Here is a 22447-nt window from a genome sequence, read left to right as displayed (position 1 = left end):
GCCTCATGAGGACGGCCCGCCGCGGGTGACGGCGGACGCGAGCCCGCCCACCGCGGCGACCTTCACCCCGGCCTCGTGACACACCCAGTGCGGATCGGGCCCCAGTTCCGGCTCGATGTCCAGCGCGTGCGGGTCACCCGAGCTGCACACCGGGCACAGCGGCCAGCGGCCGTACCGGTCGAGGAGGGCGTCCTGCACGTCCTGGGCGACCAGCCCGGCCACGTACTCGACGCCGTCCGGCCATTGCTCCACCCACCAGCGCCGCTGCACGACGGACTCCTCGACCAGCGAGACGACGTCCGCCTCGGCGACCTCGCCCGCGACCAGGTCGGCGAGCACGAGAGCGCGGGCACGGTGCAGCGCCTGCTCCAGCGGAGTGATGGCTTCCATGGTCCTATTGTGCGCACTCTTGACCGCGACGCCGAGCCGAAAATATCTTTCACATGTGACCCAGGACGTGAAGGAAAGTTTCGGCAGCCCTCGTGGACCCGCGCCCGCCCCCGCCGCCCTCGCGGCCAAGGTGCGCACGCTCGCCCCGTCGATGACCCGCTCCATGCAGCGCGTCGCCGAAGCGGTCGCGAACGACCCGGCGGGCTGCTCGGCCCTCACGGTCACCGGCCTCGCCGAACTCACCGGCACCAGCGAGGCGACGGTCGTGCGCACCGCCCGCCTCCTCGGCTACCCCGGCTACCGCGACCTGCGCCTCGCCCTCGCCGGCCTCGCCGCCCAGCAGCAGTCGGGCCGCGCCCCCGCCATAACGACCGACATCGCGGTGGACGACCCGATCGCCGACGTGGTCGCGAAGCTCGCCTACGACGAACAGCAGACCCTCGCCGACACCGCCGCCGGACTCGACACGGTCCAGCTGGGAGCGGCCGTGTCGGCTGCCGCCGCCGCTCGCCGTATCGACGTGTACGGCGTCGGTGCGAGCGGGCTGGTCGCGCAGGACCTCACCCAGAAGCTGCTGCGGATAGGGCTGATAGCCCATGCACACAGCGACCCGCATCTCGCCGTGACCAACGCCGTTCAGCTGCGGGCCGGTGACGTGGCCATCGCGATCACCCACTCCGGGTCGACGGGGGATGTCATCGAGCCGTTGCGGGTGGCGTTCGAGCACGGGGCGACCACCGTCGCGATCACGGGGCGGCCTGACGGTGCGGTCGCTCAATACGCCGACCATGTGCTGACCACGTCCACCGCGCGGGAGAGCGAGTTGCGGCCGGCGGCGATGTCGTCCCGGACGAGTCAGCTGCTGGTCGTGGACTGCTTGTTCGTGGGGGTGGCGCAGAAGACTTATGAGACGGCGGCGCCTGCGCTTGCCGCGTCTTACGAGGCACTGGCACATCGGCATCGTCGATAGACCGTAGGCCCGACCGTTGTGGAGATCTGCGGGCTTGTGGGGGGCTTGTCGCGCAGTTCCCCGCGCCCGTTCAGGTACGTCAGCACACCGGAAACTGGAAAGAGCCGTCTCCCTCATGACCTCGACATCCAACCCCCGTGATCTCCGCGCCGAGTTGGAGAGCCTGACCACCGAGGCGTTCCGGCCCGAACTCGCCGAGATCGATCAGCTCCCCACCCTCGACATCGCCCGGCTGATGAACAGCGAGGACGCCTCCGTCCCGGCCGCCGTGGCCTCGCGCCTCCCCGAGATTTCCGCCGCCATCGACGCCATCGCGGAGCGGATGGCCCGCGGCGGGCGTCTCGTCTACGCCGGTGCAGGCACCGCCGGCCGCCTGGGCGTGCTCGACGCCTCCGAGTGTCCGCCCACCTTCAGCACCGAGCCGGGCCAGGTCGTCGGGCTCGTCGCGGGCGGCCCGGAAGCGATGGTCACCTCGGTCGAGGGCGCCGAGGACTCCGCGGAACTGGCCCGGGCCGACCTCGACGCCCTGGAGCTGACCCCGGCCGACACGGTCGTCGGCATCTCCGCCTCCGGGCGCACGCCGTACGCGATCGGTGCGGTCGAGCATGCGCGCGGGCAGGGTGCGTTGACGATCGGGCTGTCCTGCAACCCGGGCAGCGCCCTCGCCGCGGCGGCCGAGCACGGCATCGAGATCGTCGTGGGTCCGGAGCTGCTGACCGGCTCCACCCGCCTCAAGGCCGGCACGGCCCAGAAGCTGGTCCTCAACATGCTGTCGACGATCACGATGATCCGGCTCGGGAAGACGTACGGGAACCTGATGGTCGACGTACGCGCCTCCAACGACAAGCTGCGGGCCCGCTCCCGCCGTATCGTCGCCCTCGCCACGGGTGCGGCCGACGCGGACATCGAGCGGGCGCTGACCGAGGCGGGCGGCGAGGTGAAGACGGCGATCCTGATTCTGCTGGCGGGCGTGGACGGGCCCTCCGCCACGGGGCTGCTGTCGCGGGCGGACGGCCATCTGCGGGCGGCGCTGAAAACAGCGGGGAGCTGAGCCAACTCCGTTGTTAGCGTGGCCGTATGACGGCTACGACGACGTTTCGTATCGGCGGCGATCTGGAGGTACGACGGCTCGGGTTCGGGGCGATGCACCTGCGGCCCGATTCCGCCGAGGCTCGCGCGGCCTGCCTCGCGGTCGCCCGGCGTGCCGTGGAACTGGGTGTCACTCTGATCGACACGGCGCACATGTACGGCTGGGGCGCGAACGAGGATCTGCTGGCGGAGGCCCTGCACCCGTATCCGGACGGGCTGGTGATCGCCACCAAGGCCGGCATCCGCCGCACCTCGTCCGGTGAGGGCTGGCGGCACGCGGGCGAGCCGGCCGATCTGCGCGCCCAGGTCGACGAGGCCCTGCTCCGCCTCCGCCTCGACCGCATCGAACTGCTCCAACTCCACCGCCTCGACCCGGGCGTACCGCTCGCCGACCAGCTCGGAGCCCTCCGCGAGCTGCGCGACGAGGGCAAGGTGGGCCGGATCGGACTGTCGGAGGTCACGGTCGCCGAACTCTCCGAAGCCCGCGCCGTCGTGGACATCGCGAGCGTCCAGAACCGCTACAACCTCCTCGACCGCGAGCACGAAGCCGTCCTGAAGGCCTGCGAGGCGGCGGGCATCGCGTTCCTGCCGTGGCGGCCCGTGGCGGCGGGGACCTCGGGAGCCAGGGCCGAGATCGCCGCCGTGGCCAAGGAAGCCGACGCCACACCGACCCAGGTGGTCCTCGCCTGGCTCCTCGCCCACTCCCCGGTGATCCTCCCCATCCCGGGCACGACGAGCATCCCGCACCTGGAGGAGAACGTCGCGGCGGATGCCGTACACCTCGACCGGGATCAGTACGACCGCCTGAGGTCATTGAGGTCAGAATCTGACCTCAATGGCTCCTAACGTTGGTCTCGACCGACGGAGCGGGAATCCCCGGAACGCCTGGAACCCCTGGAACCCCGGACATCCCTGGAGGGACGAGACCATGCAGGACACCACGAACGCCGCCACCACCGCCGCCGCTGCCACTGCCACCGCCACCGACGAGCGCGCCGACCTGCTCGAAGCGCTCGCCAAGCAGCGGCACTTCCTGCGCTTCACCACCCGCGACCTCACCGACGAGCAGGCCGGGCAGCGGACCACCGTCAGCGAGCTGTGTCTGGGCGGCCTGGTCAAGCACGTCGCGTCGGTGGAGCGGCACTGGGCGGACTTCATCCTGCAGGGCCCGTCGGCCATGCCCGACTTCACCGCCATGACCGAGGCCGACTTCGCCAAGCGGGCCGAGGAGTTCCGGATGCTGCCCGGCGAGACGCTGGAAGGCGTCCTGGCCGACTACGCCGACGTGGCCCGCCGCACCGACGAGTTGGTCACCACCCTGCCCGACCTCAACGCGTCGCACCCGCTGCCCAAGGCCCCGTGGAACGAACCCGGCGCCCGCTGGTCGGCCCGCAGGGTCCTGCTGCACATGATCGCCGAGACCGCGCAGCACGCCGGCCACGCCGACATCATCCGCGAGTCCCTGGACGGCGCCAAGAGCATGGGCTGACCGTCCGCCGACCCGGCAGACTGGCATCCATGAACCACGCCCACCTGACGGCTCTGGGCCGAGCCCTCCGCCTCATCGGCGAGCACGGCGAGGCCCTCACCGCCGACACCCCGGATGCCAGGCTGCACGAGGTCAAGGCGGACCTGCGCCGCGCCCTCGACCTCCTCGACGAGAGCGTCAGCACCGCCACCCGCACCACCCGCTGCCCGGAACACCCCGCCGGCCCGGTCGACCCCGCCGCCCCCGACCTCTGCCTGCTCTGCGAGACCCGTCGCCGAGCCGCGCGCCGCTCCGAGTTCAACGGCACCGGCCCCGCGGTCCCCCGCTCCCCCGAGCACCCCGCGCCCTCCCGCTACGGCGTCCGCGGCGACCGCCCCCAGCCCCAGCAGCGCTGGCTGCCGGAGCTGTGGAACGGCCAGGAGTGGCAGCTCTGCGGCACCCCGCGCCGCGACCGCCGCGAGGCCGAGCTGTATCTCGCCGCCCAGCGCCGCGGCCCGCGCCCCGCGATGGCCTACCGGCTGGTGCACGAGTTCACCGACTACGAGGTGCTGCGCGTGTGGGGCACGCCGGTGAAGGTCGACATCGAGCCGATGGGGAACCTGTAGCGGCCGTACGGCCTTCCCAGCCGTACGGCCGCTCCGAGGGCTACGACTTCACCGTCGCCCCCACCTGCTCAGCCGCCCCTTCCGCCACCGGCTCCCCGGCGGCAGCCACCCCCTGCCGCGGAATGAACGACGCCACCACGAAGGCCAGCAGCGCCGCCCCGGCGCCCACCGCGAGGACCACCTTGAAGGCGTTCTCGGACGGGAGGGCGTACCCGCCGAGGTTCGTCGTCATCTGGGCGAGGATCACGCCCGCGACCGCACTCGCCGTGGACGTGCCGAGGGACCGCATCAGCGTGTTGAGGCTGTTCGCGGCAGCCGTCTCCGACGCGGGCACGGCGCTCATGATGAGCGCGGGCATCGAGCCGTACCCGAAGCCGACGCCGGCGCCGATGACGCAGGCCACCAGGATGAAGTGCCAGACCTCGGACATCAGGACGATGTTGAGGCTGTAGCCGGCGGCCACGACGAGGACACCGACCATGAGGGTGACCTTGGGGCCCTTGGACCGGGAGAGGGCGGCCGAGACCGGGGCCGTCGCCATCATCACCAGGCCCGACGGCGCCATGCACAGGCCGGCCACCAGCATCGACTTGCCGAGGCCGTAGCCCGTCTGCGCGGGGAGCTGGAGGATCTGCGGGATGACCAGGCTCATCGCGAACATCGCGAAGCCCACCGCGATCGAGGCCAGATTGGTGACCAGCACCTGACACCGGGCCGTCGTACGGAGGTCGACCAGCGGCTGCTCGGTCCGCAGCTCCCACCAGCCCCACGCCGCCAGGACGACCACGGCCGCCGCGAACAGCCCGAGCGTCGTCCCGCTGCCCCAGCCCCAGTCGGCGCCCTTGGAAACGGCAAGGAGCAGACAGACCAGACCGGCCGCCATGCCGACTCCGCCGACCAGGTCGAAGCGCCCGCCCGTGCGCACCGTCGACTCGGGCACGAACAGCAGGACGCACACCAGCGCCACGACGCCCATTCCGGCCGACGTCCAGAACAGCACGTGCCAGTCGAAGTTGTCCGCGATGAGCGCGGCGGCGGGCAGACCGAGCGCGCCGCCGATGCCGAGGGAGGCGCTCATCAGGGCGGTGGCGGAGCCGAGGCGCTCGGCGGGGAGTTCGTCGCGCATGATGCTGATGCCGAGCGGGATCACACCCGAGGCCAGCCCCTGGAGCACCCGCCCGGCGATCATCGGCACCAGCGACTCGCTGAGCGCGCACACCACCGAGCCGCTCACCAGCAGTACGACGCTGACCAGCAGCATCCGCCGCTTGCCGGACATGTCGCCGAGCCGTCCCATCACCGGCGTGGCCACGGCCGCCGCGAGCAGCGTCGCCGTGACCGCCCAGGCGGTGTCCGACGCCGGGGCGTCGAGCAGCCGGGGCAGCTCCGGCACGATCGGGATGACCAGGGTCTGCATCAGCGAGACGACGATCCCGGCGAAGGCCAGCACCGCCACCACGGCGTTCGAGCTCGGTGGGGCGGAGCCCCCGGCCGGCTCGGCGGTACGGGTCGGTGCGTCGGACATGGATCGGCCTCCGTCGGCATACGTGCGTGAATGACACCCGATTGACCGAGGCAACTTTAAGTCAGCTGATTGACTTACTCAAGCAGCAAGCGACGGCGCTCCGCGGCCGCGCCAGGGAACTGCGCGACCGCGGAGCGCCCGGTTCAGCTCAGGGTCTTGAGCGAAGCCGCGTCGTACGGCGCCAGCTCCTCGAAGCGGCCGCTCAGGACCTTCGCCGCCCACTGCGGGTCCTGGAGCAGCGCGCGGCCGACGGCGACGAAGTCGAACTCCTCGGCCTCCAGGCGGTCCAGGAGATCGTCGATGCCCTTGACCGTGGACCCCTCGCCCATGAACGCGCCGATGAAGTCGCCGTCGAGGCCGACCGAGCCGACGGTGATGGTGGGCTTGCCGGTGAGCTTCTTCGTCCAGCCGGCCAGGTTGAGGTCGGAGCCGTCGAACTCCGGGAGCCAGTAGCGGCGGGTGGAGGCGTGGAAGGCGTCGACGCCGGCCGCGGCGAGCGGGGTCAGGATGGCCTCCAGCTCCTCCGGGGTCTCGGCGAGGCGGGCGTCGTAGGCCTCCTGCTTCCACTGCGAGTAGCGGAAGATGACGGGGAAGTCCGGCGAGACCTTCTCGCGTACGGCGGCCACGATCTCCGCCGCGAACTTCGTACGGGCGACGGGGTCACCGCCGTAGGCGTCGGTGCGGCGGTTGGTGCCCGCCCACAGGAACTGGTCGATGAGGTAGCCGTGGGCGCCGTGCAGTTCGACGCCGTCGAAGCCGATGCGCTCGGCGTCCGCGGCGGCGTCGGCGAAGGCGGCGATGACGTCGTCCAGGTCGCTCTGGGTCATCGCCCTGCCGGTGACCTCGTCCTCGCCGATCCGGAGGCCGGAGGGGCCGACGGCGGGGGCCTCGGGGTACGGCGACTGGCCCTCCTTGCGGACCATGCCGATGTGCCACAGCTGCGGCACGATCGTGCCGCCCGCCGCGTGCACCGCCTCGGCGACCTGCGCCCAGCCCGCCAGCTGCTCCTCACCGTGGAACCGCGGGACCCGGCTGCTCTGCCCGGCGGAATCGTGGCCGACGTAGGTGCCCTCGGTGACGATCAGGCCCACGCCCGCGGCGGCACGGCGGGCGTAGTACGACACCACGTCCTCGCCGGGGACGCCACCCGGGGAGAACATGCGCGTCATCGGCGCCATCACGATGCGGTTGGGGACGGTCAGACCGTTGATCACGGTCGGCCGGGACAGAATCTGGGCCGCACGGGAGGCGGAGGTCTCGGTGACGGTCACGTGGAGGGCTCCTCGGGAGTGGCGGGGTCGGCCGGCGACTGGAAACCGGCTGGTATGTGCGCACGCATTGTTGCAGCTACTTAATCAACTGCCTATGCGCTGCCCCACATTCCGCGTCCCGCCGCGTCCGGCTGTGAGCCGGGCCACCCCACGCCCCGGCACACCTCGTCCGCCCCGAGAATGTCCCCATGCCGAAGCCCCCGCTGGTCTCCGCGAGCAAGCTGGAGCGATCCTCCGTGGTCGCCAACAACACGATGAACCGCGAGCGCGGTCTCGCTGGAGTGAACAGTTACGCCCGTGAGCTGGGCTTCGATCCCCTCGCCCGGCTGGCCGACCGCCCCACCGCCCCGTCCTGGCTGGACCTGTGCAGCGGAGAGGGGCGTGCCCTGCGCGAGGCCGCCTCGGCCCTCCCCGATGACGCGGTGCTCACCGGCGTCGACCTGGTGGGCCCGCTCGCCCCGACCCCGGCCCCGCCCTCCGTGGAGGAGGTAGTGGCCTCCGTCTCCTCCTGGGCGCCGACTCGGCCGTACGACCTGATCACCTGTGTGCATGGTTTGCACTACATCGGCGACCAGCTCGGTCTCCTCGCCCGCGCCGCCTCCTGGCTCGCCCCCGGCGGACTGCTGGCCGCGCACTTCGACCCGGAGTCGGTCCGGTGGGCCGACGGGGCGGCGGCGGGGCGGGCGGCGATCGCGGCCCTGCGCGCGGCCGGGTTCCGGTACAGCGCCCGGCATCACCGGCTCACCCTCGACGGCGGGCGCGAAGTGACGCTCCCGTTCCGGTATCTCGGTGCCGACCCCGCCGCCGGGCCGAACTACACGGGCCAGTCCGCCGTCGGCTCGTACTACGACCCCTGCTGAAACGCCCGAGGGCGGCACCCCCTGCCCGCGCAGGAAGTGCCGCCCTCGGTAAGGACGTTGATCAACCGTCAGGCCGATCAGAAGTCCATGTCACCGCCCGGCATACCGCCACCGGCGGGCGCGGCGGCCTTCTCCGGCTTGTCGGCGATGACGGCCTCGGTGGTGAGGAACAGCGCGGCGATCGACGCGGCGTTCTGCAGCGCGGAACGCGTCACCTTCGCCGGGTCGATGATGCCCTCGGCGACCAGGTCGACGTACTCGCCGGTCGCGGCGTTGAGGCCGTGACCCGGGGTGAGGTTGCGGACCTTCTCCACCACGACGCCGCCCTCGAGGCCGGCGTTGACGGCGATCTGCTTCAGCGGGGCCTCAAGAGCGAGCTTGACGGCGGCAGCGCCGGTCGCCTCGTCACCCTCCAGCTCCAGCTTCTCGAAGACACCGGAAGCCTGCAGCAGGGCCACGCCACCACCGGCGACGATGCCCTCCTCGACGGCCGCCTTGGCGTTGCGCACGGCGTCCTCGATGCGGTGCTTGCGCTCCTTGAGCTCCACCTCGGTGGCGGCACCGGCCTTGATGACCGCGACACCGCCGGCGAGCTTCGCCAGGCGCTCCTGCAGCTTCTCGCGGTCGTAGTCCGAGTCGCTGTTCTCGATCTCGGCGCGGATCTGGTTCACGCGGCCCGCGACCTGCTCGCTGGCGCCGGCACCGTCGACGATGGTGGTCTCGTCCTTGGTGATGACGACCTTGCGGGCCTTGCCCAGGAGGTCGAGGGTGGCGTTCTCCAGCTTGAGGCCGACCTCCTCGGAGATGACCTCGCCGCCCGTGAGGATGGCGATGTCGCCGAGCATGGCCTTGCGGCGGTCACCGAAGCCCGGGGCCTTGACGGCGACGGACTTGAAGGTGCCGCGGATCTTGTTGACGACCAGGGTCGACAGGGCCTCGCCCTCGACGTCCTCGGCGATGATCAGCAGCGGCTTGCCCGACTGCATGACCTTCTCAAGCAGCGGGAGCAGGTCCTTGACCGAGGAGATCTTGGAGTTGGCGATCAGGATGTACGGGTCGTCGAGGACGGCCTCCATACGCTCCATGTCGGTGGCGAAGTACGCCGAGATGTAGCCCTTGTCGAAGCGCATACCCTCGGTGAGCTCCAGCTCCAGACCGAAGGTCTGGGACTCCTCGACGGTGATGACGCCTTCCTTGCCGACCTTGTCCATCGCCTCGGCGATGAGCTCGCCGATCTGGGTGTCGGCGGCAGAGATGGAGGCCGTGGAAGCGATCTGCTCCTTGGTCTCGACGTCCTTCGCCTGCTCCAGCAGGGCGGCGGAGACGGCCTCGACGGCACGCTCGATGCCGCGCTTGAGGGCCATCGGGTTGGCGCCGGCGGCTACGTTGCGCAGACCCTCCTTGACCAGGGCCTGGGCGAGAACGGTCGCGGTGGTCGTACCGTCACCGGCGACGTCGTCCGTCTTCTTGGCGACTTCCTTGACCAGCTCGGCGCCGATCTTCTCGTACGGGTCCTCGAGCTCGATCTCCTTGGCGATGGAGACACCGTCGTTGGTGATCGTGGGGGCGCCCCACTTCTTCTCGAGGACGACGTTGCGACCCTTGGGGCCGAGCGTCACCTTGACGGCGTCCGCGAGCTGGTTCATGCCGCGCTCGAGGCCGCGCCGCGCCTCCTCGTCGAACGCGATGATCTTGGCCATGTGAAGTGGTCCCTCCAGGACTGGGGGTGATTCCTTCGGACCGCGCCCGCGCCCGCGACGGACGGCACGCATGCCTCGTGGTTCCTTGCCCCACCTGGCCTGCGGGCCTCACCGACCCGGTCCTTCTTTGTCACTCTCACCTTCAGAGTGCTAACGCAATGATTAGCACTCGCCCCCTGCGAGTGCAAGCGGCTCTCGGGGATCGGGCGGGGTCGTCAGCCTCCCGCGAACAGGCCCGGAGCAGGTCCCGAACGGATCCCGAACGGCCGCCGGCCCCGGGCATGGCGAAGGGCCCGCACCCCGGGAGGTGCGAGCCCTTCGAAGAAGAACGTCGCTGAGTTGAGTCGACGCGTGCTTCAGCTGGTCGCCAGACGGACCATGTCCGCCTGCGGCCCCTTCTGGCCCTGCGAGATCTCAAAATCGACCCGCTGACCTTCCTCCAGGGTGCGGTAGCCGTCCATCTGGATCGCGCTGTAGTGGACGAAAACATCCGCACCACCGTCGACCGCGATGAAGCCGTACCCCTTCTCCGCGTTGAACCACTTGACGGTGCCCTGAGCCATGCCTAACTCCCCTATTACTGGCCCTTGCACAGATCCACACTTCGCGGATCCGGGTCAGACCTCACCCCCCATCGGTCGGGGGCGTGCGCCGGAACGCGTCGACCGCGGCTGAATGTATCTGCCCAACTGCCGTCTGCAACAGGTCAATCGGACGAGAAATCCGGGCACGACCGGTCGGGAATGTGGGGACAATTCCCCTGACTTCAGGTCAAGTCGGACCCGGCAAAGGGAACAAAAGCCGCAAAAAACCCGCACACTTTGGCTACTTCTTGTCGGGCATACGGCAGAAATGAAGGGCTGCCGACCTGCGGATCGGCGGCACGTTCCCCAACTGTACCTCGCTCAACCACACAGAATTGCCCCCTCCGCTTCTCTCACGGAGGGGGCAATTCGATGAACTCTCAGTAACTCGTGTTACCGATGGTAATGATCGGTCATTCGGTCAGCCGCCGGCGACGGCCGGAATGATGGAGACACCGGCACCGTCAGGCGTCGCCGTCTCCAGCCCCTGCTCGAAACGGACGTCGTCGTCATTGACGTACACGTTGACGAACCGACGCAGCTTGCCCTGGTCGTCGAGAACGCGGGCCGCGATACCCGTGTGGTTCTTCTCCAGGTCGGCGATGACCTCGGCGAGGGTCGCGCCCTCGGCGGCGACCTCGGCCTGGCCACCCGTGTAGGTGCGCAGGATGGTGGGGATGCGGACGTTGACGCTCACGATGGAACCTCCGGTCAGGTGAACAGGCCTAAGGGGCGCGGGGCTGTGTTCAATTTGTGGCTTCGCCGCGTGGGCGCGACCAGCCCCCACCGGCCCGCAGACGAACGACTATGCGAGTCCGGCCTCGCGGAACGAGTCCAGGTTGGGACGAATGGTCGCAGTAAGCCCCGTACCGGCCACCGCGTCCAGCGTCTTGAGCCCATCGCCGGTGTTCAGCACAACCGTCGTCTTCGTCGGGTCGAGCACACCGTTCTCGATCAGCTTGCGCGTCACACCCACGGTCACCCCACCGGCGGTCTCCGCGAAGATGCCCTCGGTCCTGGCGAGAACCTTGATCGCGTCGACGACCTGCTCGTCCGTCACGTCCTCCACGAACCCGCCCGTACGGCGCGCGATGTCCAGGACGTACGGCCCGTCGGCCGGGTTGCCGATGGCCAGCGACTTGGCGATGGTGTTCGGCTTCTGCGGGCGGACCACGTCGTGGCCGGCCTTGAAGGCGGTGGACACCGGCGAGCAGCCCTCGGCCTGCGCGCCGAAGATCTTGTACGGCTTGTCCTCGACGAGCCCGAGCTTGATCAGCTCCTGCAGACCCTTGTCGATCTTCGTGAGCTGGGAGCCGGAGGCGATCGGGACGACCAGCTGGTCGGGGAGCTGCCAGCCGAGCTGCTCGCAGATCTCGTACGCCAGGGTCTTGGAGCCCTCGGCGTAGTACGGCCGCAGATTGACGTTGACGAAGCCCCAGCCCTCGCCGGCCGGGTCGCCGATCAGCTCGGAGCAGAAGCGGTTCACGTCGTCGTAGTTGCCCTCGATGCCGACGAGCTCGCCGCCGTACACCGCGGCCATGACGACCTTGCCCTGCTCCAGGTCGTGCGGGATGAACACGCAGGACCGGAAGCCGGCGCGGGCCGCCGCGGCACCCACCGCGCCGGCGAGGTTGCCGGTCGAGGAGCACGAGAGGGTCGTGAAGCCGAAGGCGCGCGCCGCCTCCAGCGCCTGGGCCACCACCCGGTCCTTGAAGGAGTGCGTCGGGTTACCGGAGTCGTCCTTCACATACAAACCGCCGGTGACGCCGAGCTCGCGCGCGAGGTTGTCGGCCTTGACGAGCTTGGTCCAGCCGGGGTTGAGGTTCGGCTTGTCGGCCACGTCGGCGGGGACGGGCAGCAGGGGGGCGTAACGCCAGATGTTCGCGGGTCCCGCCTCGATCTGCTTGCGGAGCTCCTCGGTGTCGTAGGCCGAGAAGTCGTACGCGATCTCCAGCGGGCCGAAACACTCCTCGCACGCGAAGACCGGGCCGAGCGGGACGCGGTGACCGCACTCGCGGCAGGACAGCGCCGCGGCGGGACCGAGGTCTACGGTGGAATCGGTGGTGCTTGCAACAGTCTGCACAGCCATGTGAGGCGAGGCCCTTTCTCCTCATCTTCCTCACGACGCATCTCGCCGTGAGACGGATTTGGCACCTTCCCTAGCCGGGAGCCTCGCGGAGCCGATCGACGGTGATGCGGCGATCGCTACGAGAGCCGACTGGAGGGTTGCCGGGGCTTCATCGGGCCGTTTCCCTCTGCCCCTCTGGATGAGCTGTATGTGGTTGTTAACAACGGTTGACCCCGGACATGCGATGGTCATCCGCGTTGTTCAAGACTGTAACCGAAGGCCAGGACAGTTGAGATAGTCGTCCGAACCGCGAGATGGATCACACGGTTAGCAGATGTGATCACGAACAGTGAGGAGCCACAGACTGTGCTGGAAGAAGTCGAGCGCTGGCTGAGCACCCGCTCCTGGTCCGTGACCGATCGCCCGCTGCACCAGATCCTGGCCGCCAAGCAGCGTACGGGTCAGTCGGTCTCCGTCGTCCTGCCCGCGCTCAACGAGGAGGAGACGGTCGGCGACATCGTCGCGGTCATCCGTCACGACCTCATGCAGCAGGTTCCGCTGGTCGACGAGATCGTCGTCGTCGACTCGGGGTCCACCGACCGCACCTCCGAGGTGGCCGCCGCCGCGGGCGCGACCGTGGTGCACCGGGACGAGATCCTCCCGCGCATCCCGGCCGTGCCCGGCAAAGGCGAGGTCCTGTGGCGCTCCCTGCTCGCCACGACCGGGGACATCGTCTGTTTCATCGACGCCGACCTGAAGGAGTTCTCCTCCGACTTCGTCTCCGGCATCGTCGGCCCGCTGCTCACCGACCCCGACGTGGACCTGGTCAAGGGCATGTACGACCGTCCGCTCGGCGGGGCGGCCGGCCAGGGCGGCCGGGTGACGGAGCTCATGGCCCGCCCGCTGCTGAACATGCACTGGCCGCAGCTGGCCGGTTTCGTGCAGCCGCTCGGCGGCGAGTACGCGGCCCGCCGCTCCCTGCTGGAACAGCTCCCGTTCCCCGTCGGGTACGGCGTCGAGCTGGGCATGCTGGTCGACGCCCTGCACCTGGTGGGCCTGGACGCCCTGGCCCAGGTGGACGTGGGCGTCCGCAAACACCGCCACCAGGACGGGCAGGCCCTCGGCCGGATGTCCGCCGCGATCTACCGCACGGCCCAGCTGCGACTGGCTCGCGGGCATCTGATCCGGCCCTCCCTCACCCAGTTCGAGCGGGGCGAGGACGGGTTCGAGCCGCGCACGTACTCCGTGGACACGGAGGAACGGCCGCCGATGGTGGAGATCGCGGAGTACGCGACGCGGAAGGTCGCGTGACGTCCCGGTACGGGCTGTATTCCGGTCATGATCCGGCCGTATGCGGAACCCGCCACTGAGCGGAACCGCACGTTTGAGCGTTTCGGGGCCGGGCTAGGTTGAGGCGTATGGCTACCACGCAGGATGCGCAGGGTGCTGCCAAGGTGCTGGTCGCGTCGAACCGAGGCCCGGTCTCGTACGAAGTGCGCGACGACGGCTCGCTGCACTCCAGAAGAGGAGGCGGCGGAGTCGTCTCCGGGCTGTCGGCGATCGGGCCGGACGCCGGCGCCCTATGGGTGTGCTCGGCACTGTCCGACGGTGACCGCGAGGCGGTGCGGCGCGGGGTCGGCGAGGACGGCGTGCTGATGCTGGACATCCCGGCCGACGTGCACGCCGACGCCTACAACGGCATCGCCAACTCGGTCCTCTGGTTCGTCCACCACATGCTCTACCAGACGCCGCTGGAGCCGGTCTTCGACGCGGAGTTCCGGCGCCAGTGGGCGTCGTACGAGACGTACAACCGCGCCTTCGCCGAGGCGCTGGCCGGGCAGGCGGCGCCGGGGGCGGCGGTGCTGGTGCAGGACTATCACCTGTGCCTGGTGCCGGGGATGCTGCGGGAACTCCGCCCCGACCTGCGGATCGGCCACTTCTCGCACACGCCGTGGGCGCCGGCGGAGTACTTCCGGATGCTGCCCGACGACATCCGGGCGCAACTGGTGTGGGGCATGCTGGGCGCCGACCGGCTGGGGTTCCTGACCTGGCGGTGGGCGTTCGGCTTCATGGCCTGTGCGAACGAGATCGATGGCGAGCGGATCTTCGTGTACTCCCCCGTGCCGAGCCGGCCGCAGCACATCGAGCACACCCCGACCGGCGGGCCGCCCCTGAGCACCACCTGGATCGGGGTGCACGGGCTGGGTGCCGACGCCGAGTTCCTGCGCGACCGCTCCCGCCGCCCGGACGTCGAGGAGCGGATGGTGGCGCTGCGGCGGGAGATCGGCGAGGCGCCGGACGGGAGTGCCCGCAAGACGATCGTGCGGGTGGACCGGACCGAGCTGTCCAAGAACATCGTGCGCGGCCTGCTGGCCTACCGGCAGCTGCTCGACGACCACCCCGAGTGGCGCGAGCGGGTGGTGCATGTGGCCTTCGCGTACCCGTCACGGCAGGACCTGGCGGTCTACCGCGACTACACGGCAGAAGTGCAGCGCCTGGCGGAGGAGATCAACTCGCAGTACGGGACGCCGGGCTGGACACCCGTCGTCCTCCACGTCAAGGACGATTTCGCGCGCTCCCTGGCCGCGTACCGGCTGGCGGACGTGGCCCTGGTGAACCCCGTCCGGGACGGCATGAACCTCGTCGCGAAGGAGGTGCCGGTCGTCTCCGACCAGGGGTGCGCGCTGGTGCTGTCGCGGGAGGCCGGGGCCTTCGCGGAGCTGGGTGAGGACGCGATCACCGTGAACCCGTACGACGTGATGGACACGGCGCGGGCCCTGCACGAGGCGTTGTCGATGCGGCCGGAGGAACGGGCGGAGCGGTCGAAGCGGCTGGCCGCGGCCGCGACCGCGCTGCCGCCGGCCCAGTGGTTCCTGGACCAGCTGCACGCGCTGGACGAGGACCCCGATCAGTCCGAGTGAGCGGCGATCGTCCGCAACAGCCGTACGACCCCCTCCGGGCCGTCGACCACGAGATCCGCCTGCTCGGACAGCTCGGTGACCTCCTCGCTGCCGCTGCAGACCAGGAGGCCGGGGGTGCCGTCGGAGCGGAGTTCGCCGACGGCGGCGTAGGCGGGGAGGTCGCCGAGGTCGTCGCCGGCGTAGAGGACGGACTCGGCGCCGAGTTCGCGGACGTATTCGCTCAGCGCCACGCCCTTGTCCATGCCGGGTGGGCGGAGTTCGAGGACCATGCGGCCCGGTTCGACGATGAGGCCGTTGCGGGTGGCGAGGTCGGTGAGCGGGGCGCGGAGGGTGTCGAAGGTGCCCTGCGGATCGGCCGCGCGGCGCGTGTGCACGGCGACGGCATGGCCCTTGTCCTCGATCCAGGTGCCCTGCGTGATGCTCGCGAGCAGCCCCGGCAGTTCGGCGCGGACGGCCGCGACGCCGGGGTGCGGGTCGGGTGCGGAGACCTCGCCGCTGACGGCGTCCCAGCGCTCGGCGCCGTAGTGCCCGAGCACGACGAGATGCTCCAGCCCCGGTACGCCCGCGAATCCGCCGTACCGTACGGCCACGTCGGCCGGCCGCCCGGTGATCACCGCCACGGCGGCCACCTTCGGGGCGAGCGCGGCCAGCGCCGGCAGCGCGTCGGGGTGGGCCCGGGCCTGCTCGGGGTCCGGCACGATCGGTGCGAGGGTTCCGTCGAAGTCGAGCGCGACCAGCGCCCGGGCGGGCCGCGCGAGGATGGCGGCCAGTCCGTCGCGGCCGGGCCGGGTGGCGGGGGTCGGCAGGGGGTCCATGGAGTCGGTCGAGTCCGAGTCGGTCAGATCCTTGTGACTGCCCATACGCCGACCCTATCCATCCCCATTCCCATCCCGAAGGGGCTCCGCCCCCTGGACCCCCGCTCCTCAAACGCCGGAGGGGCTGACTCACCAGCCCGTCCGGCGTTTGAGGACGAGGCCCCTTCAGGGCCGAAGCGGGGGTCTGGGGGCGCAGCCCCCAGGGATGGGACGGGTAGGGGCGGCGGGGGCGAGGAAATGCTCGGCCCGTAGCCGGTCGTCAGCGCTCCGACCGTCGTGCCTCCCGTACCCGCCGCAACCGGTTCACCGTCACCGGGTCGTGGGCCAGCGCCCGCGGATCGTCCAGCAGGGCGTTCAGGAGCTGGTAGTAGCGGACGGGGGCCAGCCCCAGTTCCTCACGTATCGCTCGCTCCTTCGCACCGGGCCCCGCAAAACCCCGGCGTTCCAGGGCAAGGACGGCTCGCTCGCGCTCGGCGAGGCCGGACGGGTGCTGGTCGTGGTCCATGAGTCGAACCGTAACCCCGGCCACCGACACTACTCGGCGCTCTCCACCCGCGTAGCCGTCGACTGCAGCTCCCCCAGGATCACCGACGGACTGCCCCCGGCCGCGACCGTCCTGCCGATCCGCTTCTTGATGTCCGCGCTGACCGCAGCCCAGGAGGTCCGGCCGACCGGGTAGAGCTCGGAGCCCGGCAGCTCCTCCAGGAAGGGCTTGAGGTCGGCGTCCTCCTTGGCCGCGGTCATCACCTCGGACGCGGAGGTCGTGACGGGAAGCAGGTCGTACTCCCGGGAGAAGTCCAGGACGTTCTCCTTGTCGTAGACGAAGTCGAGGAACTCGCCCACCTGCTCGGCATGCTCGTTCTGCTTGAAGGCCATCATCCAGTCGGCCACACCCATGGACACCTTGGTGGGCCCCTGCAGCCCGGGCATCGGCACCATGCCGAACTTCACGCCCTTCTGCTGCGCGATCCGCATCAGGGAGGGATGCCCGTTGAGCATGCCGACGTCCCCGGCCGCGAAGGCGGAGAACGCGTCGGCCCGGTTGAGCTCACCCGGCGCCACCGGCCCGGTGAGCCGCTTGCCGACCAGGTTGTCCTTGAGCCAGCTGAAGGTGGCGACATTGTCCGTGGAGTCGATGCTGTACGTGCCGAGGTCGGCGTCGGTGTAGCCGCCCCCGCCGCTGAGCAGCCACTGCATCGTCTCGGCCTGCGCCTCCTCGGGACCGAGCGGCAGCGCGTACGGGTACTTCACGCCCTCCGCCTTGAGCGCCGCGGCGGCGGCGGCCAGCTCCTTCCAGGTGGTCGGCGGGGTGATGCCGGCCTTCTCGAAGAGGCTCTTGTTGTAGAAGAGCAGGCGTGTGGAGGAGGCGAACGGAATGCCGTACTGCTCCCCGCTGACCTGCCCCGCCTCCGCGAGCTGCAGGAGGAAGTCCGCCTGGACGGGGATGGAGAGCAGGTCGTCCGCCGGGTAGAGGAGGTCCTTCGCGGCGTAGTCGGCGTACGCGCCGATCTGGGCCATGTCCGGCGCGTTCCCGGCGTCGACCATCTCCTTGACCTTGGCGTCGACGTCGTTCCAGGAGTACACGGTGACATCGATGTGTACGCCGGGGTGCTCGGACTCGTACGCCTTGACGAGCTTGCCCCAGTACTTCTCGGAGCTGTTCGCGGCGCTGTCGCCGTAGTCGGCGGCCACCAGCTTCAGGGTCACCTCGTCCGAACCGCCGGTCACCCCGCACCCGCCCAGAACCGCCGTGAGGCCCAGCACGGCCACCCCTGCGATCGTTCCCGTACGCCTACGCCGCTGCACGCAAAACCGCCCCACACCCATGTTCGAAACTTTCGAAACGTCATACATATTGCCCCCTAAGGTCTACACCACGTAAGTGGACTAGACCTCTCGCGGGTGCGCAAGCCACACTGTCCCCTGTGAGACACGTCATCGCCCTCGATGTGGGCGGCACCGGGATGAAGGCCGCCCTGGCGGGGGCGGACACCGAGCTGCTCCACCAGGCCCGCCGCCCGACCGGACGCGAGCGCGGACCGGACGCGGTCGTCGAGGGCATCCTCGACTTCGCCGCCGAGCTGCGCGCGTACGGCGAACAGCGCTTCGGCGAGCCCGCGTCCGCCGTCGGCGTCGCCGTGCCCGGCATCGTCGACGCGGAGCGCGGCATCGCCGCCTATGCCGCCAACCTGGGCTGGCGGGACGTGCCTCTGCGCGAACTGCTCACCGAACGCCTTGCCGGCACTCCCGTCGCCCTCGGCCACGACGTACGCACCGGAGGCCTGGCGGAAGGCCGGGTCGGCGCGGGCAAGGGCGCCGACCGCTACCTGTTCGTGGCCCTCGGCACCGGCATCGCGGGCGCGCTCGGCGTCGACGGCCGGGTGGAGGCGGGGGCGCACGGCTTCGCGGGCGAGATCGGCCACATCGTCGTACGCCCCGGCGGGGCCCCCTGCCCCTGCGGGCAGCGCGGCTGTCTGGAGCGGTTCGCGTCCGCGGCGGCGGTCAGCGAGGCGTGGGCCGCCGCCTGCGGGGACCCGGAGGCGGACGCCACGGACTGCGCGAAGGCCGTCGCGTCCGGCGACCCGAACGCCGTACGGGTCTGGCAGGAGTCCGTCGACGCCCTAGCCGACGGCCTGGTCACCGCGCTCACCCTGCTGGACCCACGGATATTGATCATCGGTGGCGGCCTTGCCGAGGCGGGGGAAACCTTGTTCACACCGCTGCGGGAGGCAGTCCGGCGGCGGGTCACGTTCCAGAAGCTGCCGGAGATCGTTCCTGCGGCCCTTGGGGACACGGCCGGCTGCCTCGGTGCCGGCCTCCTGGCCTGGGATCTCCTCGACCACACCGACCGTACGGAGGTATCTCCCTGATGGCAGCGGACCTAGGGGCGCGGGGAACTGCGCGACCAGCCACGACGAACCCGCACCCCGCGACGGGCAAAGCGCCCCTGATTCTCTCCGGCGCCAACGTGGTCATGCCCACAGGAACCGCCAAAGACGCGCAAGTGATCGTCGACGGCACCCGGATCACCGGCACAGCCCCGGAGAACGCCCACCGCATGGACCTCACCGACCATTGGCTGGTACCGGGTTTCGTGGACATCCACAACCACGGCGGCGGCGGAGCCTCGTTCACGTCGGGCACGCCGGACGACGTAGTCAAGGGCATCCACACCCACCGCCTGCACGGCACCACCACCCTCGTCGCCTCCACGGTGACCGGCGACATGGACTTCCTGACCCAGCGGGCCGGCCTCCTCTCCGAGCTCGCCGAGCAGGGCGACATCGCGGGCATCCACTTCGAGGGCCCGTTCATCTCCCCGTGCCGCAAGGGCGCGCACTCCGAGGAACTGCTGCGCGACCCGGACCCGGCGGAGGTCCGCAAGCTGATCGACGCGGCGCGCGGCCACGCGACGATGGTCACCCTCGCCGCCGAACTGCCCGGCGGCATCGACTCCGTACGCCTCCTGGCCGATCACGGCGTCATCGCGGCGATCGGGCACACGGACGCGACGTACGAGCAGACGGTGGAGGCGATCGAGGCGGGCGCGACGGTCGCGACGCACCTGTTCAACGCGATGCCGCCGCTCGGCCACCGTGAGCCGGGCCCGATCGCGGCCCTGCTGGAGGACGAGCGGGTGACCGTCGAGCTGATCAACGACGGCACGCATCTGCACCCGGCGGCGCTCCAGCTGGCGTTCCGTCACGCGGGCGCGGGCCGGGTCGCGTTCATCACGGACGCGATGGACGCGGCCGGCTTCGGCGACGGCCGCTACATGCTCGGCCCGCTGGAGGTGGAGGTGGCCGACGGGGTGGCCCGCCTCGTCGAAGGCGGCTCGATCGCGGGGTCGACCCTCACCCTGGACCGCGCCTTCAAGCGGGCGGTGACGATCGACCGGCTGCCGGTCGAGGACGTGGTGACCGCCCTGTCGGCCAACCCGGCCCGCCTCCTCGGCCGCTACGACCGCATCGGCTCCCTGGAACCCGGCAAGGACGCGGACCTGGTCCTGCTGGACGCCGAGTTCGACCTCAAGGGCGTGATGCGCCGGGGCGAATGGGTGGTTGAGCCCCAACTGGGCTGATGTGTCCCGCTGTTGAGGGCGGCGGTTGTCCTGGGAGACTGGGACGGCCGCCGCCCGTTTGGCATGATCAGCTCTCCGGGCGGATCGTTCGGCAGACAGACGGCAAACGTGTTCTGAACTTCTTCGCACTCAGAACTTCCGGGGGAGGTCGGCCCAGGTGATCCTCACGGTCACGCTGAACACCGCTCTCGACATCACCTATCGCGTACGGGAGCTGCGGCCCCACGCGTCCCACCGGGTCTCCGAGGTGACCGAACGCCCCGGCGGCAAGGGACTGAACGTGGCCCGGGTGCTGGCGGCCCTCGGTCACGAGGTGACGGTCACGGGCTTCGCGGGCGGTGCGACAGGACGGGTCGTGCAGGAGCGGCTGACGCAGACCCCCGGCGTGGTGGATGCCCTGGTCCCGGTGACCGGAGCGACCCGACGCACGATCGCCGTGGTCGACGACCACACCGGCGACACGACCCAGCTCAACGAACCCGGCCCGACGATCGCGCCGGCCGAGTGGTCCGCCTTCCAGGAGGCCTACGAGGATCTCCTCACCTCGGCCTCCGCGGTGGCCCTGTGCGGCAGCCTGCCGCCGGGGGTGCCGGTCGGGGCGTACGCCGGTCTGGTCAGGTCCGCGAAGGCCGCCGACGTGCCCGTCCTGCTGGACACCAGCGGCGAGGCACTGCGCCGGGGCGTCGCCGCCCGCCCGGACATCATCAAGCCGAACGCCGACGAGCTCGCTGAGCTCACCGGCTCCCATGAGCCCTCGCGCGCCACGCAGGACGCGCGCAGGCGCGGTGCGCGGGCCGTCGTGGCCTCCCTCGGCGAGGGCGGCCTGCTCGCCCTGACCCCCGAGGGCCGCTGGCGAGCCACCCCGCCCACCCGCCTCCACGGCAACCCGACGGGCGCCGGCGACGCGGCGGTCGCGGGGCTGCTGTCGGGGTTGGTGGCACGGCTGCCCTGGCCGGACCGGCTGGCCCGCGCGGTGGCGCTCGGCGCGGCGAGCGTCTTGGCACCGGCGGCCGGGGAGTTCGACCGGGAAGGGTACGAGGAACTGCTGGGGCGGGTTGCGGTGACCGGGCAGGTCACCGCCGCCTGACTAGGACTTCGACTTGTACCAGCCCTTGACCAGCCACAGCTGGTCGATGAGGGCATCGCACTGATTGCCCTGCTCGCACGAGAGCTTGATCGTGTTCGTGCCCTTGTTGAGCTGGATCCAGTTGTAGGTCTTTGTCCAGCCCTTCTCGTAGTCGCCCTCGGGACCGCCGGCCCAGTTCTTCAGGTCGACCGGCCTGTCGGCGGGGGTGTCGTTGACCGTGAGGGTGGCGTTCTGGTCCTTGCCGGGGACGCTGTAGCCCGTGAACACCGTGTACTTGCCGGACTTCGGGATGTCGCTGACCGTCCAGGTGACCGAGGAGCCGACCTGGTTGAAGCCCTGGACGTAGATGCCGCCGTCCGCCTTGGCGCCCTTGACGTCGGACGCGGTGGCGGCGGTGCCGCCGAGGGCGAGGGCCTTGGCGTCGATCGTCGGCAGGTTCTCCTCGGCGGCCTGGCTGTTGCTGTTCGACGGGCTCGGGGCGGTGCTCTGCTGGGACTGCGTCGGCGTCGACCGGGCGTCGTTCTTCTTGTCGCCCGGGTCGTCGTCCCCGCCCAGCATGGCCACGCTGATGCCGATGACGACCGCCGCGACGACCGCGATGGCGCCGATCAGCAGCCCCTTGGTGTTGGGCCCCCGGCCGCGGCCGGCACCGGACCCGCTGCCGCCGCTGTACGCCGGCTGCTGGGGAGTCGTCGTGGCACCGCCGGGGAACGTCTCCGGTGCCGCGTAGTGGGCGTTCGGCTGGCCGTACGCGCCCTGCTGCTGCGGGACCTGGCCCTGCGGCGCGGGCGCCTGCTGGGCGTACTGGCGCTGGCCGACCGCGCGCACTCGGTTGACCGAGCCCGGGTAGCCGTAGCCCCCGCCACCGGACGGCGGCTGGGCTCCGTTGGCCTGCCCGTCGGCGTAGAGGTAGCCGAACGGGTCGTCGTCCTCGGGCGTGCTGGCGCCGTTGTTGCCGGACGTCATCCCTGGATACTCCTCACCGGGTGCGG

At 70.6% G+C, this 22447-nt stretch carries 22 protein-coding genes and 1 riboswitch; of the genes, 11 read left to right on the top strand and 11 right to left on the bottom strand.

From position 1 onward, the window contains the following. Window positions 1–3: 3 nt before the first annotated feature. Complete coding sequence (locus ACIBU0_RS17830) at window positions 4–390, bottom strand: hypothetical protein (RefSeq protein ID WP_398818749.1); 387 nt, start codon at window positions 388–390, stop codon at window positions 4–6. A 55-nt stretch (window positions 391–445) separates the two neighbouring features. Between ACIBU0_RS17830 and ACIBU0_RS17825 the strand changes: the two genes are divergently transcribed. From ACIBU0_RS17825 to ACIBU0_RS17805, 5 genes are all read left to right on the top strand, one after another. After that, a complete protein-coding gene (locus ACIBU0_RS17825) occupies window positions 446–1360 on the top strand; it encodes a MurR/RpiR family transcriptional regulator (RefSeq protein ID WP_398818746.1) in 915 nt (304 codons plus the stop codon). 115 nt (window positions 1361–1475) lie between these two features. Next, on the top strand, window positions 1476–2411 hold the full coding sequence (murQ, locus tag ACIBU0_RS17820; RefSeq protein WP_398818744.1) for an N-acetylmuramic acid 6-phosphate etherase: 936 nt from the start codon (window positions 1476–1478) through the stop codon (window positions 2409–2411). A 26-nt stretch (window positions 2412–2437) separates the two neighbouring features. Next, on the top strand, window positions 2438–3295 hold the full coding sequence (locus tag ACIBU0_RS17815; RefSeq protein WP_398818741.1) for an aldo/keto reductase: 858 nt from the start codon (window positions 2438–2440) through the stop codon (window positions 3293–3295). A gap of 82 nt (window positions 3296–3377) precedes the next feature. Further along, entirely contained in the window at window positions 3378–3938 is a 561-nt protein-coding gene (locus ACIBU0_RS17810) for a DinB family protein (RefSeq protein ID WP_398818738.1), read from the top strand. 29 nt (window positions 3939–3967) lie between these two features. Further along, window positions 3968–4543 carry a hypothetical protein gene (locus tag ACIBU0_RS17805; RefSeq protein ID WP_398818735.1) on the top strand — a complete coding sequence of 192 codons (576 nt, stop codon included), beginning with the start codon at window positions 3968–3970 and terminating at the stop codon, window positions 4541–4543. A gap of 40 nt (window positions 4544–4583) precedes the next feature. On the opposite strand, the gene ACIBU0_RS17800 is transcribed toward ACIBU0_RS17805, so the two are convergent. Both ACIBU0_RS17800 and ACIBU0_RS17795 read right to left on the bottom strand, forming a co-directional pair. Then, a complete protein-coding gene (locus ACIBU0_RS17800) occupies window positions 4584–6068 on the bottom strand; it encodes an MFS transporter (RefSeq protein WP_398818733.1) in 1485 nt (494 codons plus the stop codon). A 143-nt stretch (window positions 6069–6211) separates the two neighbouring features. Continuing rightward, window positions 6212–7339, bottom strand: a complete 1128-nt coding sequence (locus ACIBU0_RS17795) for an NADH:flavin oxidoreductase (RefSeq protein WP_398818730.1) — start codon at window positions 7337–7339, stop codon at window positions 6212–6214. Window positions 7340–7527: 188 nt separating this feature from the next. On the opposite strand from ACIBU0_RS17795, the gene ACIBU0_RS17790 reads away from it, so the two are divergent. Continuing rightward, window positions 7528–8199, top strand: coding sequence for a class I SAM-dependent methyltransferase (locus tag ACIBU0_RS17790; RefSeq protein ID WP_398818728.1), 672 nt, complete (start codon window positions 7528–7530; stop codon window positions 8197–8199). Between the two features lie 77 nt (window positions 8200–8276). On the opposite strand, the gene groL is transcribed toward ACIBU0_RS17790, so the two are convergent. The 4 genes from groL to thrC form a co-directional block, all read right to left on the bottom strand. Beyond that, complete coding sequence (gene groL / locus ACIBU0_RS17785; protein ID WP_398818725.1) at window positions 8277–9899, bottom strand: chaperonin GroEL; 1623 nt, start codon at window positions 9897–9899, stop codon at window positions 8277–8279. A 356-nt stretch (window positions 9900–10255) separates the two neighbouring features. Further along, on the bottom strand, window positions 10256–10462 hold the full coding sequence (locus ACIBU0_RS17780; protein ID WP_019057200.1) for a cold-shock protein: 207 nt from the start codon (window positions 10460–10462) through the stop codon (window positions 10256–10258). A gap of 442 nt (window positions 10463–10904) precedes the next feature. After that, the gene (locus ACIBU0_RS17775; protein ID WP_119103018.1) at window positions 10905–11180 is read right to left on the bottom strand and encodes a MoaD/ThiS family protein; all 276 of its coding nucleotides are present in this window, start codon (window positions 11178–11180) and stop codon (window positions 10905–10907) included. A 108-nt stretch (window positions 11181–11288) separates the two neighbouring features. Then, the gene (gene thrC, locus ACIBU0_RS17770) at window positions 11289–12572 is read right to left on the bottom strand and encodes a threonine synthase (RefSeq protein WP_398818721.1); all 1284 of its coding nucleotides are present in this window, start codon (window positions 12570–12572) and stop codon (window positions 11289–11291) included. 18 nt (window positions 12573–12590) lie between these two features. After that, a riboswitch (SAM riboswitch) is annotated at window positions 12591–12757 on the bottom strand. A gap of 160 nt (window positions 12758–12917) precedes the next feature. Between thrC and ACIBU0_RS17765 the strand changes: the two genes are divergently transcribed. Beyond that, the gene (locus ACIBU0_RS17765) at window positions 12918–13862 is read left to right on the top strand and encodes a glucosyl-3-phosphoglycerate synthase (protein WP_398818718.1); all 945 of its coding nucleotides are present in this window, start codon (window positions 12918–12920) and stop codon (window positions 13860–13862) included. A gap of 107 nt (window positions 13863–13969) precedes the next feature. Next, entirely contained in the window at window positions 13970–15472 is a 1503-nt protein-coding gene (locus ACIBU0_RS17760; RefSeq protein WP_398818717.1) for a trehalose-6-phosphate synthase, read from the top strand. On the opposite strand, the gene otsB is transcribed toward ACIBU0_RS17760, so the two are convergent. From otsB to ACIBU0_RS17745, 3 genes are all read right to left on the bottom strand, one after another. Next, a complete protein-coding gene (gene otsB / locus ACIBU0_RS17755) occupies window positions 15460–16332 on the bottom strand; it encodes a trehalose-phosphatase (protein ID WP_398818714.1) in 873 nt (290 codons plus the stop codon). The genes ACIBU0_RS17760 and otsB overlap by 13 nt on opposite strands. 214 nt (window positions 16333–16546) lie before the next feature. After that, the gene (locus tag ACIBU0_RS17750) at window positions 16547–16792 is read right to left on the bottom strand and encodes a DUF3263 domain-containing protein (RefSeq protein WP_398818711.1); all 246 of its coding nucleotides are present in this window, start codon (window positions 16790–16792) and stop codon (window positions 16547–16549) included. Window positions 16793–16821: 29 nt separating this feature from the next. Then, on the bottom strand, window positions 16822–18114 hold the full coding sequence (locus ACIBU0_RS17745) for an ABC transporter substrate-binding protein (RefSeq protein ID WP_398818708.1): 1293 nt from the start codon (window positions 18112–18114) through the stop codon (window positions 16822–16824). A gap of 98 nt (window positions 18115–18212) precedes the next feature. Here ACIBU0_RS17745 and ACIBU0_RS17740 point away from each other — a divergent pair, with 98 nt between their 5' ends. The 3 genes from ACIBU0_RS17740 (at window position 18213) to ACIBU0_RS17730 (ending at window position 21455) form a co-directional block, all read left to right on the top strand. After that, window positions 18213–19157: an ROK family protein gene (locus ACIBU0_RS17740; RefSeq protein ID WP_398818706.1), complete on the top strand. Its 945-nt coding sequence runs from the start codon at window positions 18213–18215 to the stop codon at window positions 19155–19157. A 104-nt stretch (window positions 19158–19261) separates the two neighbouring features. Then, a complete protein-coding gene (nagA, locus tag ACIBU0_RS17735; protein WP_398818703.1) occupies window positions 19262–20368 on the top strand; it encodes an N-acetylglucosamine-6-phosphate deacetylase in 1107 nt (368 codons plus the stop codon). Between the two features lie 157 nt (window positions 20369–20525). Continuing rightward, window positions 20526–21455: a 1-phosphofructokinase family hexose kinase gene (locus tag ACIBU0_RS17730; protein WP_398818700.1), complete on the top strand. Its 930-nt coding sequence runs from the start codon at window positions 20526–20528 to the stop codon at window positions 21453–21455. On the opposite strand, the gene ACIBU0_RS17725 is transcribed toward ACIBU0_RS17730, so the two are convergent. Beyond that, entirely contained in the window at window positions 21456–22421 is a 966-nt protein-coding gene (locus ACIBU0_RS17725) for a carbohydrate-binding protein (RefSeq protein WP_398818697.1), read from the bottom strand. Between the last annotated feature and the right edge of the window lie 26 nt (window positions 22422–22447).

The sequence above is a fragment of the Streptomyces sp. NPDC049627 genome (assembly GCF_044465645.1).
Taxonomy (GTDB): domain Bacteria; phylum Actinomycetota; class Actinomycetes; order Streptomycetales; family Streptomycetaceae; genus Streptomyces.
This window is presented reverse-complemented; position numbering and strand designations above follow the sequence as displayed.